The organism is Ruegeria sp. BE1 (assembly GCF_056538885.1).
The window spans coordinates 705,166-721,295 of sequence record NZ_JBQFTY010000002.1 but is presented as its reverse complement, the minus strand read 5'-3'; the positions used below and the strand labels follow the sequence as shown (position 1 = coordinate 721,295).

Genomic DNA, 16,130 nt, shown 5'->3' with positions numbered 1-16,130 from the left:
CTTTCGTCCACGGTGGCGCGGGAAGATGCGGGCCGCAAGGCGGAAACCGTCAGAAAAGCGTCGTTCTTACGCTACGACAGGGCGGGCCCGCAAAAACAGGGCGCACCCGACGCACATCAGCAGCAACGCCAGCAGGAACGGTGCCCCGGGCAGGTAGACCGGCGCGTCCGGCTTGACGAACTGGGCGAACACCGTGGTCATCACAAGTGGGGAAATCACCATCGACAGCGCATGCAGGGATGTGAGCACGCCCTGCAGCTCGCCTTGTTGCGAATCCGGCGTGGCGCGCGAGGTCAGGGCCTGCAGCGCAGGGGTCACCACGGCCCCGATTGCAGTGATTGGGATCAGCATCAGGGCGATAAAGCCATTGGTCAGAAAGCCCAGCAGCAGGAAGCTGACGATCTCGAACCCCATGCCGACGATGATCGTCATCCTTTCGCCAAGATAGCGGGTCGCGGGTCGGATCAGGCCGCCCTGAACAGCGGCCATGCCAATACCGTAGACGCCCAGCGACAGGCCGATCATCTGCGGGGACCAGCCGAAGCGTTCGGTCGTGAAATAGGCCCAGATGGCCGGGTAGACATAGATCGACACGGAATACAGGAAGTAAACCCACAGCAGCGGGCGGATACCCGGCAAAGCGGCGATGGCCTTGAGCGAGTTCACCGGGTTGGCCCGGCGCAGACTGAAGGCGCGGCGCGTTTTGTCGGTGACTGTCTCGGGCATCACCAGCAGGCCCGCCAGAAAGGTCAGGCCGGACAGGGCCGCCGCAGCCCAAAAGGGCGCGCGGGTGCCGTATTCGCTCAGCACCCCTCCGATCACCGGGCCCAGCACAAAGCCGATCCCGAAGGCCGCGCCCAGAAGGCCAAAGTTCGCGGCCTTTTCGTGCGGTTTGGACACATCCGCCATGAACGCCGCCGCCGTGGCATGGGTGGCGGCGGTGATGCCGCCCACAATCCGCCCGATCAACAGCAGCCAAAGGCTGCCCGCAACCGCCATCACCACATAATCCAGCGCCATCACGCAGAGAGATACCAGCAGCACTGCGCGCCGCCCATAAGCGTCGGACAGATTGCCCAGAATCGGGCCAAAGACAAACTGCATCGCGGCAAAGGCGGTGCTGAGCACGCCACCCCAGATCGCCGCATCCGCCAGGGTGCCGCCCTGAACCTCGACAATGAGGTCGGGCATGATGGGCAGGACAAGGCCAATGCCCATGGCATCGACCATAACCGTGGCCAGAACAAACAAGAAAGGCAGGCGCATCAGGACCGCTCGTTGGGTTGCACCCGGACCCTAGCACGTCTGCTTAGCCTGTGAAGCACCCGTGACGCAGGGTTACGCGGTGGGCAGTTTCCGTTCCAGATCATCCAGAATTTCAGCCAGGTGACGCGGGTGCGAGAAAAACGGGGAATGAGAGCTGTTGATCGTCGCGCGCAAAGCGTCCGGCGCGATGTGACTCATCTGTTCTTGGTACTCCGGCGGGATGGTGTGATCGTCCGTGGCGCGGATATAGGCCTTTGGAACGCGCGCGAAATTCGCAGACAGCGACAGCGGCGTGTCCTGTGGCGCGATGGCCTGCGGGCACAGACGAGCAAGCGCACAGGGCACCGTCTCGGGCGGGCAGTCGTGATAGAACAGCGCCTGCACCCGGTCCGGCTTGACCGTATAGGACAGCCCATCGGTGGATTTCTCAACCGCATCGGTGATCAGCTGGCGCGGCGCGCGTTTGCGCATCTCGATCATCGACAGGCCGTTTTCGGGGACATAGGCGCACAGATAAATCAGCGCGCGCATGGCTTTGGGTTTGGCCTCGGCCGCGGCGCTGATCGGATAACCGCCCCAGGAATGGCCAATTATGATCGTGCGCGGGGTCGAGGCCGCCAGGACCGCATCGCGGCACCCGTCCAGCGTGACATCGGCAACCGGGGTCGGGTCTGCGCCGTGGCTGGGCATGTCGATGGCACGTGCGGTGTGGCCCAAAGCCTCAAGCGCCGGGATCAGATCGCGCCAGCACCAGGCACCATGGCAAGACCCGTGAACCAACAGAAAATCTGCCAATACGTTCTCCCTCAAATATGTCCGATATCCGTCAGAAAGCGGCGCAGCAGGGCGGCGTATTCTTCAGGTTGTTCAACGCAGGGCAGGTGACCGGCCCGGCGCATCAGTTCAAATCTGGAACCGGGGATCAACTCGACCGTTTCGCTGACCAGATCGGGCGGGGTTGAGCCGTCCTCGCTGCCCGCAATCCCCAGCGTGGGCAGGCGCAGCCCGCTGGTGGGGGTGTAGAAATCCGTGCCCGAAATGGCCGCGCAGCACCCCAGATAGCCGTCCACGGGTTGCCGCACCATCATGTTGCGCCACAGCAAATGGTCCGGCGACGCGCGGAACGCTTTGGAAAACCAACGCTCCATCGTCGCATCGGCCAGCGCCTCGATCCCGCCTTGCCGCACCGCATCCATCCGGTCCTGCCAGATCGAGGGGATGCCGATCTTGGCCGCCGTGTTTGACAGAACCAGCGCGCGGATCTGATCCATGCGTTTGACGGCCAGCCCCTGCGCGATCAGCCCGCCGATGGACAGGCCGACAAAAACGCAATCGCGCACGTTCAGATGATCCAGCAGGGCCTCGGCATCGCGTACCAATGCGCCCATGGAATAGGGCGCGGGGGGCTGCGACGACAGACCGTGTCCGCGCTTGTCATAGCGGATGATGCGCAGGCCCTTGGGCAGATGCGGCAGCATCGTATCCCACAGGCGCAGATCCGTGCCCAGTGAGTTGGCAAAAACAACCGGCGCGCCGTCCGGGTCGCCGTCCAGACGATAGTGCAGTTGCACCTCGCCCATATCCAAGATGTGCATGACTCAATCCCCGGTGTCACACGTTCAAGTCTCAAAATGACCTAAAACGGGTCATTTGTCAGGTCAGGAATGCCAGAGCTTTGGCAAAGATGTCGGGATCGGCATTCCCGCCCGAGGCCACGACGATCACCGCGTCGCCCTCAATTTCGTCCCGGCGAAACAGGGCCGAGGCCAACGCGACCGCACCGCCCGGTTCAAGCACGATTTTCAGACGCAGGAAGGCATGTGCCATAGCCTGCAACGCCTCGTCCTCGGAAACTGACAATCCCGGCCCGCAGAGGCGGTTCAGGATCGGAAAGGTGATCTCTCCGGGCTGGGGCGTCAGGATGGCGTCGCAGATATTCCCGGCCGTGGCCGCGTTGCTTTGAACCTGCCCCGTGGCCAGCGAGCGTTTGACGTCATCGAACCCCTCAGGCTCGGCCGGTCGGGCGCGCAGGCCGGGGGCGTGCCCCTCAAGCGCCAGCGCGATGCCTGCGGACAGCCCACCGCCGCCGCAGCAGACCAGAACATCGGCCTGTTCCACACCCATCGCAGCAGCCTGACGCGCGATCTCAAGCCCGGTTGTGCCCTGTCCGGCGATCACCTGAGGTTCATCATAGGGACGGATCAGTGTCAGGCCGCGTTCTCGGGCCAGTGCCTCGCCAATCTCTTCCCGGCTTTCATTGGCGCGGTCATACAGGACGACCTCGCCGCCCAAGGCGCGGGTGTTGTCGATCTTTAGCTGCGGGGCATCCGCAGGCATGATGATCACCGAAGACGTCCCGTGCAAGGCCGCCGCATGGGCCACGCCCTGCGCATGGTTGCCCGAGGAAAAGGCGATCACGCCGCGCTGCCGATCCGCTTCGGGCAGGGCCGAGATCGCCGACCACGCGCCGCGAAACTTGAAACTGCCGGTATGTTGCAGGCATTCGGGTTTCACCAACACCCGGCGTCCGGCCAGTTCGTCCAGAAAGGGCGAAGTCAAAAGGGGCGTTTCGCGAACATGGCCTTGCAACCGTTGGGCTGCGGCCTCGATCATCTCCAGCGTGCTCATGCGGCGTCCAGTATTTTGTGAATCAGGTCCAGTGCGGGTGGTTCATCCAGAAACGGAACATGTCCGCGATCGGGAACCTCAGCCGAGATAAGGCCGGGGTGACGTTTGTGCATCTCGGTCAGCGTTTCTTTGCCCAAAACGTCCGAGTTCGCGCCCCGAATGACGCCGGTGGGAATGTCGCGCAGGGCCTCAAAAAACATCCAAAGGTCCGGTATCGCACCGGCGGCGGCCTGTTCCAGCAGCGCTTTGCGCAGGTTCGCGTCATAGCGCAGGGCCAGGCCGTCACCGGATTGTTCATATTGCACCTCAGCCTGCGCCCGCCATCGGCTGAGCGGTACGTCGGGGAATTGCGGGGCCATCACATGTTGTAGGGCCTGCGCGGCCTCATCATAGGTTTTGGCCACCGGCGCACGGCCAACGTAATCCATGATCTTGGCCATGCCCGAGGTTTCGATCACCGGCCCTACATCGTTCAGCACAACCGCCGACAACCGCTCGGGGTGGCTGGCGGCCAGCGCCATGGCAATAAGCCCGCCGCGCGACGTGCCCAGAACGGCCACGCGGTCCAGACCCAGATGATCCAACAGCTCAATCGCGTCATGCGATTCGCGCAGCACGTTGTAGTTCATGAAATCCGGATCATACTCCGACCGCCCACGCCCCCGGTAATCCATCCTGATCAGGCGGCGGTCGGACAGATGCGGTGCCACGAAGGAGAAATCCAGACTGTTGCGCGTCAGCCCCGCCAGACACAGCACCGGCGCTCCGGTCCCGGTGTCTTCGAAAAACAGGCGTTTGCCGTCAGAGGTGGTGAAAAAAGCCATTAAACTCCAGCCAGTTGAGGGATCGTCGTCAGGTCGGACAGTACATGTGCTGGCGTCCATGGCAAGCGGTCCATCGGCTCGCCCGCGCGATTGACCCATGCAGTCACGAACCCATAGCCGCTGGCCCCGGCGGCATCCCATCCGTTCGAACTGACGAACAGCACCTCATCGCGGGTGCCGCCAAAGCGTTTCTGCACCAGATCATAGACGCTGGAATGTGGTTTGAAGATGCCGACGCTTTCGACCGAAAGCACATCGTCCAGCACATCGCCGATACCAGCGGACTGCACAGCGCCATCCAGCATGGGCAGCGAGCCGTTGGACAGAATCGCGGTATTCAGCCCACCGGCCTTCAACGTGGTCAGCATCTGGGGCACCTCTGGATAAGCCTGCAACTCCCAATACAGGTCCAGCAGGCGCTGGCGCAGGGTGGCGTCTCCGTCCAGACTGGTGGCCTCAAGCGCCCAGTCCAGCCCGTCCTGCGTCACATCCCAGAAATCCGCGTGGGCGTCGGTGATTGCGCGCAGCCAGGTGTATTGCAGCTGTTTCAGCCGCCAGTGATTGGCCAGCTCGGGCCATTTCTGCTGCAACTTCTCGAACCCCGGCTCGGCAGCAGCCTGCCGTGCTGCGGCGGCGACGTCGAACAATGTGCCATAGGCATCGAAAACGCATGTGGTGATTGGCATCAATTCCCCTCCCTCGGTTGCGGGCAGGTTGGCACAAGAGTTCATGGGGCAAAAGAGGGAAGGGTTTACATTACCGTGTCACCCCCTAGGGTTGGCCGCTTAACCCTTTGACGGCCGGAGGCCATTTATGACCGAGATCAAGCAAGGCGACACCGTTCGCATCCACTACACAGGCACGCTGTTGGACGGCAACGTGTTCGACAGCTCTGAGGGGCGCGACCCGCTGGAGTTCGTGGTCGGGTCAGGCCAGATCATTCCGGGGCTGGATACGGCCATGCCCGGCCTGACAGTGGGTGAGAAAAAGCGGGTCGAGATTGCCTGTGTCGATGCCTATGGCCCGATCAACCCCGCCGCCCGTCAGCAAATCCCGCGCGAAGGCATTCCGGCCGACATTCCGCTGGACCCCGGCACCCAGTTGCAGATGCAGACACCCGACGGGCAGGCCGTGCCGGTGACCGTGGTCGAGGCGGATGAGGCAACCGTGACGCTGGACGCCAACCACCCACTGGCAGGGCAGGATCTGATTTTCGATATTGAGGTTGTGTCGATCAACTGACCGGAATTGTGTCAGTCTTTTGGATCAGCCTGTGATCAGGCTGGTCCAGGATGTGAGGGCGGTGCGCACATCTGCCTGTGTGAAAAACACGAACAGCATCAGCAGCATGGTCAAGCCAAGCAGGGCAAGCCGCCCGCGCTGTCCAAGGAAACCCTGTTTGCGCCGGGACGCCCGCGAGGCGTTTGCGAGGATATTGTCAGCTTTACTCATACCGCTATCCCTGCCCGCGAAAAGTGGTCAAAACTTGGCGCGGGCGGGGAAAGATCGGGTCACATGTGATCGGGTTGTGGCATGCCCAGAACGTGGAAGCCGCCATCAACCTTGATAATCTCGCCCGAGGTGCAGGCACCTGCGTCCGAGGTCAGGTAAACGGCGGTGCCGCCAACCGCCTCAAGCGTGGCGTTCGACCGCATCGGCGCGTTCTGGTCGCAGAACTTGTAGGTCTTGCGCGCGCCGCCAATGGCCGCCCCGGCCAGTGTCTTCATCGGACCCGGCGAAATGGCGTTGACGCGGATGCCTTCGGGGCCAAGATCATTGGCCAGATAGCGCGTCGCCGATTCCAGCGCTGCCTTGGCCACACCCATGACGTTGTAGTTCGGAACAACCCGATTCGAGCCCTGATAGGTCAGCGTCAACAGCGTGCCGCCATTGTCCTTCATCAGCGGATAGGCGCGGCGGGCCACTTCGATAAAGGAATAAGCCGATACATCCATCGAATGTTTGAAATTCGCGCGGGTCGTGTTCAGAAAGCGCCCGGTCAGTTCCGATTTGTCCGAGTAGGCAATCGCGTGCACCACGAAATCGATCGTCGGCCAGCGTTCGCCCAGCTCATCAAAGGCACGGTCCAGCGAGGCATCGTCGGTGACGTCTGCGTCCACCATGAAATCGCTGCCCAGGCTCTGCGCCAGCGGCTCTAGCCGTTTTCCGAATGCTTCACCCTGATAGGTGAAGGCCAGTTCGGCGCCCGCCTCGTGCATGGCCTTGGCGATACCCCACGCGATCGAGCGGTCATTCGCCACGCCCATGATCAGGCCGCGTTTGCCCTTAAGAAGATCCGACATCACATTCACCCGTTATACTTTGACAGAACCATGGACCCGTTCGTGCCACCAAAGCCAAAGCTGTTGGTCATCACGCTGTCCAAACCTGCGTTTTCAACTACTTGCGTAGCAATTTCACCGGGCTCGATGCCTTCGGCCAGTGTGTCGACATTGATCGACGGAGTAATAAAGTCATTGTCCAGCATCAGCAGGCAGAAGATCGCCTCCAATGCGCCAGCAGCACCCTGTGCGTGGCCGGTCATCGACTTGGTCGACGAAATCGGCGGCACGTTGCCCGCGCCAAAGATGCGGCGGACGGCCTCAACCTCACCCACATCGCCGACCGGGGTCGAGGTGCCGTGAGCGTTGATGTAGCCGACCTTGCGGCCTTCGGGGACTGTGGACAGCGCCAGGCGCATGGCACGCTCGCCACCTTCGCCGGACGGGGCCACCATGTCGTGGCCGTCCGAAGTGGCAGCATAGCCTGTGACCTCGGCGTAAATTTTGGCGCCGCGCGCAAGGGCGTGGTCCAGATCCTCAAGCACGACAATTCCTCCGCCGCCCGAGATCACGAACCCGTCGCGATCCTGGTCGAACGCGCGCGAGGCTTTTTCAGGCGTGTCGTTATATTTCGAAGACATCGCGCCCATCGCATCGAACAGGCAGGACAGGGTCCAGTCCAGTTCCTCACCGCCCCCGGCGAACATCACGTCCTGTTTGCCCAGCATGATCTGTTCCGCCGCATTGCCGATACAATGCAGCGAGGTCGAGCAGGCCGAGGTGATCGAATAGTTGATGCCCTTGATCTTGAACGCGGTCGCAAGGTTCGCGGAAATCGTCGAACACATGCATTTCGGCACCGCGAAAGGCCCGATCCGCTTGGTCGCACCAGTTTTCAGCACGGTCTGATGCGCGGTCAGCATGGCGCTGGTGGACGGGCCACCGGACCCGGCCACCAGACCCGTGCGCGGGTTTTGGACCTGATCTTCGCTCAGGCCGGCATCTGCAATGGCCTGAGACATGGCGATATGGGCATAGGCCGCACCGGGGCCCATAAAGCGCAGGGTGCGCTTGTCCACATGCTCGGCCACATCAATCTTGAGCGTTCCGGCGATCTGGCTGCGAAAGCCGTGCTCGACCATCTGTTCATTGGCTTCGATGCCGGACGTGCCAGCCTTCAGCGAGGCAAGAACCTCTTGGGCATTGTTCCCGATAGAGGAGACAACCCCCAAACCGGTGACAACTACTCGACGCATGTGCGTGCTCCTTATTTCAGGCCGGTCCGGCTCAGGCTTCGGACAGAACGACTTTCATGTCTTTGACGTCGTAAATCATTTCGCCGTCCGCTTCGACGATACCATCTGCCACGCCCATGGTCAGGCGGCGGGTCTGGATCGCCTTTTTGAAATCGATTTTGTAGGTCAGCATCTTGCGGTCCGGGCGAACCATGCCGGTCAGTTTGACCTCACCTACGCCCACGGCCATGCCGCGCCCCTGCCAGCCGCGCCAGCCCAGGTTGAAACCGGTCAGCTGCCACAAACCGTCCAGCCCAAGGCATCCGGGCATGATCGGGTTGCCGGGAAAATGGCAATCAAAGAACCACAGATCGGGCGTAATATCGAACTCGGCCAGAACATGACCTTTGCCATGTGCTCCACCATCGCCTGAGATATCCGTAATTCGGTCCATCATCAGCATCGGCGGGGCGGGCAATTGCGCATTGCCGGGGCCGAATAATTCGCCACGGGCGCATTTCAGCAGATCATCCTTGTCAAAGCTGCTCGGGAATTGGGCCATTCTGCCGCCTCTCCTGCCAGGGGTCCGTTTCTTACATTTGGCCTCACCTAGCACCCGCATGCAAGGTCCTGCAAGAGCGGTTGCCTACATCCTGTTGTGTTCAGGGCATTCCTTGCGAATGAATTTCATTTGAAATTACCTGCCCTCAGCACCTATATATAGGTCAGCAACGAACGGGTATCGGATACATGACACCTCAAAGCCAGAGCAGAGCCACAACTTGGTTAGTAGACGCCGGATTGCGTCCGACGCGTCAGCGAGTGGCCTTGGCCGAACTGTTGGTCGGCGACGGCCTGCATCGACATGTCACCGCAGAAAGCCTGTTTGAGTCGGCGAAAAATAACGGCGATGCGGTGTCGCTTGCGACGGTTTACAACACGCTGCGCGCCTTCTGCGATGCAGGGGTGTTGCAGGAAATCACCGTGGACGGGTCGAAAAGCTATTTTGACACCAATACCCACGATCACCCGCATTTCTTCTGGGAGGAAGAAGGCCGGCTCAGCGATGCCCCATCCGAGCAATTGGTGATTCAGCGCCTGCCGGAGGCCCCCGAAGGGGTTGAGATCGCGTCCGTGGATGTCGTGATCCGGTTGCGCAAGAAATAACATCACGTCACAAGCTGGACCAAAGCGCGCTCGGCCGTGGCAATCTGTGTACCCGCCGGGCCGGTGCCGTGCCTCGCCAGCACCACGGGCTCGGCAGCGAACGGGTCCGAAATCGGCAGGCTCCGCAGAGGCATCCCATCATAACTGAACCCGGCGGGCGGGTTGGCATAGCTGACCGCGACGCCTTCGTTATTTGCGGCCAAACTGCGCTGAATTTCCAGCGACGCGGCGCGGTGGGCTACTGTCGGGTTTTCCCCGATCTGCCGAAAAAGCCCCAACATATGTTGGGCCGACAGCCCTTCATCGGACAGGATCAGTGGGTATTCGGCCAGGTCCTTGAGGCTAAGCTGGTCGCGCGCCGCCAGAGGATGATCCGATGCAAGCAGCGCATGAGGTGCGCTTTTGAACAGGGTTTGCCGGGTGAACGTCGCGTCCATGCTGAGCCCGTAGGTGACGGCCAGATCGATTCGCCCGTCGATCAGGCCCGTGATCAGCCCTTCGAAATCATCGACCTTGTAGGATATGGCCACGTCCGGCATTCGGGCGCGCAGATGGCGCAGTGAGCGAGCCAGCAGAAAGGGGGCCAGATCAACGAAACAGCCAAGGCGCAGCCGTGCTTTGCGAGCGTTGGCCTCTTTTGCGTTCTCCAGCCTTGCTGCGTTTGCCAACAGGCTCTCGGCCTCTTCAATGAAGCTGCGCCCTTGCGGCGTCAGCGCCATCGCCGCTCCGCGCCTGCGGGCAAACAGGGGATAGCCCAGTTGATCCTCGACCCGGGTCAGCGCGTTCGACAACGCTGGCTGCGAGACATTCAGGTGCTGCGCCGCCGCAGACAGGCTGCCATGCCGTCCGATGGCACAGACATATTCGTATTGGCGTAGGGAGATATATAACATGAGCTTAAGTCTACCTTTGAAAGATATGACTTGAACAGAGGGCTTGCCCATGTGCACATCGCAAGCCTTACAGGTACGGAGACAGACATGACGCACCCTCTGGTCACGCAAGAGATGATCGACACCTACCAGCGGGACGGCGTTGTCCTGATCAAAGGGCTGTTTGCCGATCATGTCGAAGCGCTACGCGAAGGCGTCGCGGTCAACATGGCCGAGCCGGGGCCTTATGCGTCAAACAATGAAAAAAGGGGCGAAACCGGCCTGTTCTTTGATGATTACTGCAACTGGTCGCGGATTGATCAGTTCCGGGACGTGATCGAGACCTCTCCGGTGGCTGAGGTCGCAGCAGATTTGATGCAATCCAAGACCGTGCAGATGTTCCACGATCATGTTCTGATCAAGGAACCCGGTACCTCGATGGCGACCCCATGGCATCAGGACGGGCCGTATTATTTCGTCGAAGGGCAGCAAACGATCAGCTTCTGGTCGCCGCTCGACCCGGTGACACAGGCGACTTTGCGCTGCGTGGCCGGGTCGCACCGCTGGGAGAAAGAGGTGCTGCCCACCCGTTGGGTCAGCGAAGAGGGGTTCTTTCCCGACGAGGGTCAATACATCCCTGTGCCCGACCCAGATGCTGAGGGTATGAAGGTTGTCGAATTCGCGATGGAGCCGGGCGACGCCGTGGCCTTCAACTATCGCACGCTGCATGGTGCGCGCGGCAACCAATCGGACTGCCGCCGCCGGGCCTTTTCGCTGCGTTTGGTGGGGGATGATGCGCGTTATGTGGAACGTCCGGGCCGCACGTCCCCTCCGTTTCCGGGCCATGACATGACACCCGGCCAGCGCCTGCGCGAAGACTGGTTTCCGGTCCTGCTACGGCGTTAGGGCCTTAGAACCATTGGCCTGATTCGATCAGGCCAAGGTCCAGCAATTGGCCTGACGTCCACTGGAACGGCACCGAGTTGCGCCAGCAAAAAGTCGGTATGTCAAACGTGGAGCCGGCGTTGGTCTTCAACGCCTTGGCCGCCCTGAACGAACAGATCGCGGCGGTCATGTTGTGATGCCACGGGCAGGAATAGGTGTTGTATTCTGGTTCGTTGAACGTGTGGTCAGGGCGCCATTCCAGCCCTTTGCGCGATTTGAACAGGGCGATCCTGTCAATGCGGCGGCGTTCATAGGGGATGTGATCCTCGAACCGCCAGCGCAGGCCGCCGGACATGTCCAGCTGACGTTCAACCGGGTGGCCTTCGGCGTCGTGGCGGCTGTGGGCATAGTATCCGGTGCAGTCCAGCATCGCGCGGTCCGGGGAAACGCCGTTGGGAAAGGCGTTCAGATCGTCGGCATACAGATCGACGACATGGCTCAGCATCGCGTCGCGGCGTTCTTCGGTGTGGAAGGCCAGCAATTCTCCGACCGTGCGGGTCTCGCAAAACGGAAAGAACAGGTATTCAGCGTTGAAACAGTAATACATCCACAGGCCGGGCGCGGCCTGAATGATCCTGTTGATCGTCTCGAACACGACCTTGCCGGGCACGCAGGCCAAGGTAACGCGATGGATGCGCTCGGCCAGTTCGGGGTCCAGCGGGAATTCCTGAGGCATAAAGGCGATGACGGAGTTGAACCCCAGATGCAGGTGATGGCGCAGCGTGCTGTCGAGCTCGACCATATCCTCGGCAAAGATCAGCGCGACGGGGCCCTTGGCCAACGCCGATTTGCCTGAACTCAGGAAGGTATCGAGTGAGTCGTATTGCATCGCCTGTCCGGTTCCACTTTGCTGGAATCTGCGGCCAAAATCGGGTAATCCCCGCGGCATTGCAAGCGGCGTTCGTAAGGTATAGACGACGCCGATCCCGCGAACGCAAAGGCCATACCCATGTCAGAACCCAAAAAGCTGTACATCAAAACCTATGGTTGCCAGATGAACGTCTATGACAGCGAACGCATGTCCGAGACGCTGGGTGGGCAGGGCTATGTCGAAACCCAAAACCCCGATGATGCGGATATGATTCTGCTCAATACCTGCCATATCCGGGAAAAGGCCGCCGAAAAGGTCTATTCCGAACTGGGCCGGTTCAAGGGATTGAAAGCAGAAAAGCCCGATCTGAAGATCGGTGTCGCGGGATGTGTTGCTCAGGCCGAGGGCGAAGAAATCATGCGTCGTCAGCCTCTGGTCGATCTGGTCGTGGGGCCGCAGAGCTATCACCGTCTGCCCGAGATGGAAGCCAAGACCCGCACCGGAGCCAAGGCGCTGGACACGGATTTCCCTGAGGAAGACAAGTTCGAGAAACTGAAAAACCGCCCCAAGGCCAAGCGTGGCCCGACGGCGTTCCTGACTGTGCAGGAAGGCTGTGACAAGTTCTGTGCCTTCTGCGTGGTGCCCTATACCCGCGGGGCCGAGGTCAGCCGCCCGGCAGATCGCATCATCCGCGAGGCGCAGGATCTGGTCGAACGCGGCGTGCGCGAGATCACGCTGCTGGGTCAGAACGTCAATGCCTATCACGGTGCGGGTGCGAATAGCGACATGACGCTGGCCGGTCTGATCTGGGAACTGAACAAGGTCGACGGGCTGGAGCGCATCCGCTTTACCACGTCGCACCCCAATGACATGGCGGATGACCTGATCGAGGCGCACGGGACGTGCGACAAACTGATGCCCTATCTGCACCTGCCGGTTCAGTCGGGATCGGACCGCATCCTGAAACGGATGAACCGCAGCCATACCGCCGAAAGCTATCTGCGCCTGATCGAGCGCATCCGCGCGGCGCGCCCGGATATTGTGATGTCTGGCGACTTTATCGTCGGCTTTCCCGAAGAGACCGAAGAGGATTTTCAGGCCACCATGGATTTGGTGGAACAGGTCAAATACGGCTATGCCTATTCCTTCAAATACTCGACCCGCCCCGGAACACCGGCGGCTGAGCGGCCTCAGGTAGATCCGGTTGCCGCTGATGAACGGTTGCAGCGCCTGCAAGCCCTGATCACGCAGCACCAGCGTGAAATTCAGGACGCAATGGTGGGTCGCAAAGTGCGCGTTCTGTTCGAAAAAACAGGTCGTCTGCCCGGGCAAATGGTGGGCAAGTCCGAGTATTTGCACTCGGTCCACGTCTCAGGCGCCGATGTCGAAATCGGCGATTTGCGAGAGGTCATGATCACTGCCTCCGGGGCCAATTCACTGGCGGGTGAGCTGGTCTGATTTTCGCCTGAAAGTGCTGTCAGAAAGCCATAGTTGGCCCGTGTTTCGAATTTTAACTCTTGATTCACGACCAAAAACTATGTTCCGAGAAAGGCCAGATTTTTTCGGGTCGGGTGCGTCACGCCGGAAAGATCCAAAAACGTTCTGGCCCATTGGAAAGGTTGGAGCGATGGAGGTTACGAGTGAAAATTCTAACGCGTTTCTTTGCACCAAAGGGCTGGATTGTTTTTCCGGTTTCTTTGCTGATTTCGGTGATGTCCAGCGCCACAACCGCAGGCAATATTGAACCGGGGTTAAGCGATCCTCCGGTCATCAGCCCGATACGCTATGGCAGCGATGTGAAAGCGTTTTACCTGGGTCTGAGTGGCGGATATGCGACCGACGGAACCGACAGATTCGGTCTGAGAACACCGACCGATCTTTTCGAAGTCGGAGAGCTGGACCTGAGCGGCAACTATGGTGGTATCCGCGCGGGCTGGCGCGGGGTGCTTCCTTCCTTTGGTGGCCGCGACTATGTCTATGGCTTTGAACTGGGATATGATTTCGGAACGCTTGACGATGAAGTCATGACTCAGATCGGCAGCACCACTGTTTCCGGCGGGTCCGAGGTTTCAGACATTTTGTCCCTGCGGTTCCGCAACGGTCTGACCAACAAAAGTGGCCGGATTCTGTACTTTGTGACGGCCGGTTTTGTACAGGGCGATGTCACGACCTCAAGCAGCCTGACCTCTGGCGCGACGACACAATCATTTGGGGAAAGCGACAGCCGCAACGGGTTTTCCGTCAGTGTCGGAGCGGAGCACAAGCTGAGCAAGGATTGGTCCATCACCGGTGAATTCGAATATGTTCAATTCGAGTCGCAGGATGTTGTGTTTGGCAATGGGCTCTCGACGAAATCCACCCCACGTTACCGTGGGCTCAGATTCGGTCTGAATTACACGTTCTGACCGTTTGGCGTCTACGTGTCAGCGCCGCTCGGCGATTTTGTCATCCGTTTCGGAAAATTTGATTCTGTGGCTTGCGCCCACCAAGAGTTGTTGTCTACGCTCAGGGTGAAACGCCAAGACAGGAGAACGGATTGGCCATCGGTGCCCTGACCCCACCGCAAGATGACATGCCCCAGCGTGAGGCATTTGTTGAATTCCCTGACAACCGGTTGCTGATTGATTTGTGCGGCGAATATGACCGCAACCTCACCGAGATCGAACAAAAACTGTCTGTGCAGATCGTGCGCCGTGGCAACCAGCTGGTTGTCATGGGCGATGAAGATTCGCAGAAACAGGCGATTGAGGTGCTGCAGGCCCTCTATACCCGGCTGGAAGGCGGGCGCGACGTCGAGGCGGCCGATGTGGATCGCGAACTACGTATGGGTGGATCGGAAACCGGGACCGGCAGCCGTGATGGCGACCAGCTTGAGATGTTCAAGGGCGGCACCGTTGAGATCAAGACCCGCAAAAAACTGGTTGAGCCTCGCACAGATGCGCAAAAAGCCTATGTGCAATCGCTGTTCAACAACGAGCTGGCCTTTGGAATCGGTCCCGCAGGGACGGGCAAGACCTATCTGGCCGTTGCGGTTGGTGTGTCGATGTTCATCGGCGGCCATGTGGATCGCATCATCCTAAGCCGACCGGCGGTCGAAGCGGGCGAAAAGCTGGGCTATCTGCCCGGTGACATGAAGGACAAGGTCGATCCTTACATGCAGCCGCTCTATGACGCGCTGAATGACTTCCTGCCCGGCAAGCAGCTTGCCAAGCTGATCGAGGAGAAACGAATCGAAATCGCGCCTCTGGCCTTCATGCGCGGTCGGACGCTGGCCAATGCGTTTGTCGTGCTGGATGAGGCGCAGAATGCCACCACCATGCAGATGAAGATGTTCCTGACCCGTCTGGGCGAAGGCAGCCGCATGGTGATCACCGGCGACCGGTCGCAGGTTGACCTGCCGCGCGGGGTTCAGTCGGGGCTGCAAGACGCGGAGCGGCTGTTGAAAACGATCCCGAATATCAGCTTCAACTATTTCACATCGAAAGACGTGGTGCGCCACCCGCTTGTCGCCGCCATTATCGAAGCGTATGAGGCCGATTCAGGCCGTGAGACGGGGTAATCGTTCCGGGCTGCAGGCTTGGGACGGGATCGCATGAATCTTGAAGTAACAATCGAAGATGCGCGCTGGCAGGGGCTGGAACCCCTTGCCACGCGGGCGGTTGCGGCAGTGCTAGCCCATTGCGATCTGGATGCGGATCTGTGCGAGATCAGCCTGCTGGCCTGTGACGACGCCCGCATTGCGGAATTGAATGCCGAGTTTCGGGAAAAGCCGACGCCCACCAATGTGCTGAGCTGGCCCGCCGAAAATTTGGCCGCGGATCGGCCGGGCGAGGCCCCACTACTGCCCGAGCCGGATTTCACCGGAGAGATTCCGCTGGGCGATATCGCAATCGCCTATGACACCTGCGCGCGTGAATCGACCGAGGCAGGCAAGGCGATGGATGATCACGTCACGCATTTGATCGTTCACGGAACATTACATCTGTTGGGATACGATCACATTCGTGATGCTGATGCCAATTTGATGGAAGCGGTTGAGGTCGATATACTTGGCAAACTGGGTATTGATGACCCATATAATGTGTAGACAGGCCATTCAG

General features: G+C 60.2%; 19 protein-coding genes. 7 read left to right on the top strand and 12 right to left on the bottom strand.

The features are described from left to right. Positions 1-66 precede the first annotated feature (66 nt). From ACR0J5_RS09860 to ACR0J5_RS09835, 6 genes are all read right to left on the bottom strand, one after another. A complete protein-coding gene (locus tag ACR0J5_RS09860; RefSeq protein ID WP_480652785.1) occupies positions 67-1,266 on the bottom strand; it encodes a TCR/Tet family MFS transporter in 1,200 nt (399 codons plus the stop codon). 72 nt (positions 1,267-1,338) lie between these two features. Beyond that, a complete protein-coding gene (locus ACR0J5_RS09855) occupies positions 1,339-2,061 on the bottom strand; it encodes an alpha/beta fold hydrolase (protein WP_480652784.1) in 723 nt (240 codons plus the stop codon). A gap of 11 nt (positions 2,062-2,072) precedes the next feature. Beyond that, positions 2,073-2,861, bottom strand: coding sequence for a 3-oxoadipate enol-lactonase (gene pcaD, locus ACR0J5_RS09850; RefSeq protein ID WP_480652782.1), 789 nt, complete (start codon positions 2,859-2,861; stop codon positions 2,073-2,075). 58 nt (positions 2,862-2,919) lie between these two features. Further along, positions 2,920-3,894, bottom strand: a complete 975-nt coding sequence (locus tag ACR0J5_RS09845) for a threonine ammonia-lyase (protein WP_480652780.1) — start codon at positions 3,892-3,894, stop codon at positions 2,920-2,922. Continuing rightward, the gene (locus ACR0J5_RS09840; RefSeq protein WP_480652777.1) at positions 3,891-4,718 is read right to left on the bottom strand and encodes an alpha/beta fold hydrolase; all 828 of its coding nucleotides are present in this window, start codon (positions 4,716-4,718) and stop codon (positions 3,891-3,893) included. Before ACR0J5_RS09840 ends, ACR0J5_RS09845 begins: the two co-directional genes overlap by 4 nt. Next, entirely contained in the window at positions 4,718-5,404 is a 687-nt protein-coding gene (locus tag ACR0J5_RS09835) for a haloacid dehalogenase type II (protein WP_480652776.1), read from the bottom strand. Before ACR0J5_RS09835 ends, ACR0J5_RS09840 begins: the two co-directional genes overlap by 1 nt. A 127-nt stretch (positions 5,405-5,531) precedes the next feature. Between ACR0J5_RS09835 and ACR0J5_RS09830 the strand changes: the two genes are divergently transcribed. Next, positions 5,532-5,960: an FKBP-type peptidyl-prolyl cis-trans isomerase gene (locus tag ACR0J5_RS09830; RefSeq protein WP_480652774.1), complete on the top strand. Its 429-nt coding sequence runs from the start codon at positions 5,532-5,534 to the stop codon at positions 5,958-5,960. A gap of 24 nt (positions 5,961-5,984) precedes the next feature. Here ACR0J5_RS09830 and ACR0J5_RS09825 read toward each other — a convergent pair whose 3' ends face one another. From ACR0J5_RS09825 to fabA, 4 genes are read right to left on the bottom strand one after another with little or no spacing between them, the layout of a single operon-like run. Then, positions 5,985-6,170, bottom strand: a complete 186-nt coding sequence (locus ACR0J5_RS09825) for a hypothetical protein (RefSeq protein ID WP_480652772.1) — start codon at positions 6,168-6,170, stop codon at positions 5,985-5,987. A 59-nt stretch (positions 6,171-6,229) separates the two neighbouring features. Further along, positions 6,230-7,021 carry an enoyl-ACP reductase FabI gene (locus ACR0J5_RS09820; protein WP_480652770.1) on the bottom strand — a complete coding sequence of 264 codons (792 nt, stop codon included), beginning with the start codon at positions 7,019-7,021 and terminating at the stop codon, positions 6,230-6,232. A 5-nt stretch (positions 7,022-7,026) separates the two neighbouring features. Continuing rightward, positions 7,027-8,256: a beta-ketoacyl-ACP synthase I gene (gene fabB, locus ACR0J5_RS09815; RefSeq protein ID WP_480652768.1), complete on the bottom strand. Its 1,230-nt coding sequence runs from the start codon at positions 8,254-8,256 to the stop codon at positions 7,027-7,029. 31 nt (positions 8,257-8,287) lie between these two features. After that, on the bottom strand, positions 8,288-8,797 hold the full coding sequence (gene fabA / locus ACR0J5_RS09810; protein WP_037310912.1) for a bifunctional 3-hydroxydecanoyl-ACP dehydratase/trans-2-decenoyl-ACP isomerase: 510 nt from the start codon (positions 8,795-8,797) through the stop codon (positions 8,288-8,290). A gap of 188 nt (positions 8,798-8,985) precedes the next feature. On the opposite strand from fabA, the gene irrA reads away from it, so the two are divergent. Further along, a complete protein-coding gene (gene irrA, locus ACR0J5_RS09805; RefSeq protein WP_480652766.1) occupies positions 8,986-9,402 on the top strand; it encodes an iron response transcriptional regulator IrrA in 417 nt (138 codons plus the stop codon). A 2-nt stretch (positions 9,403-9,404) separates the two neighbouring features. On the opposite strand, the gene ACR0J5_RS09800 is transcribed toward irrA, so the two are convergent. Beyond that, a complete protein-coding gene (locus ACR0J5_RS09800) occupies positions 9,405-10,295 on the bottom strand; it encodes a LysR family transcriptional regulator (protein ID WP_480652764.1) in 891 nt (296 codons plus the stop codon). A gap of 87 nt (positions 10,296-10,382) precedes the next feature. Between ACR0J5_RS09800 and ACR0J5_RS09795 the strand changes: the two genes are divergently transcribed. Then, entirely contained in the window at positions 10,383-11,180 is a 798-nt protein-coding gene (locus ACR0J5_RS09795; protein ID WP_480652762.1) for a phytanoyl-CoA dioxygenase family protein, read from the top strand. Between the two features lie 4 nt (positions 11,181-11,184). Here the strand turns inward: ACR0J5_RS09795 and ACR0J5_RS09790 are convergent, their stop codons facing one another. Next, entirely contained in the window at positions 11,185-12,048 is an 864-nt protein-coding gene (locus ACR0J5_RS09790; protein WP_480652761.1) for a hypothetical protein, read from the bottom strand. 120 nt (positions 12,049-12,168) lie between these two features. On the opposite strand from ACR0J5_RS09790, the gene miaB reads away from it, so the two are divergent. From miaB to ybeY, 4 genes are all read left to right on the top strand, one after another. Beyond that, on the top strand, positions 12,169-13,488 hold the full coding sequence (gene miaB, locus ACR0J5_RS09785; RefSeq protein WP_480652758.1) for a tRNA (N6-isopentenyl adenosine(37)-C2)-methylthiotransferase MiaB: 1,320 nt from the start codon (positions 12,169-12,171) through the stop codon (positions 13,486-13,488). Positions 13,489-13,670: 182 nt separating this feature from the next. Then, complete coding sequence (locus ACR0J5_RS09780; RefSeq protein WP_480652756.1) at positions 13,671-14,435, top strand: outer membrane protein; 765 nt, start codon at positions 13,671-13,673, stop codon at positions 14,433-14,435. A 131-nt stretch (positions 14,436-14,566) separates the two neighbouring features. Beyond that, complete coding sequence (locus ACR0J5_RS09775; RefSeq protein WP_170545099.1) at positions 14,567-15,589, top strand: PhoH family protein; 1,023 nt, start codon at positions 14,567-14,569, stop codon at positions 15,587-15,589. A gap of 33 nt (positions 15,590-15,622) precedes the next feature. Then, positions 15,623-16,117, top strand: a complete 495-nt coding sequence (gene ybeY, locus ACR0J5_RS09770) for an rRNA maturation RNase YbeY (protein WP_480652754.1) — start codon at positions 15,623-15,625, stop codon at positions 16,115-16,117. Positions 16,118-16,130: the final 13 nt, after the last annotated feature.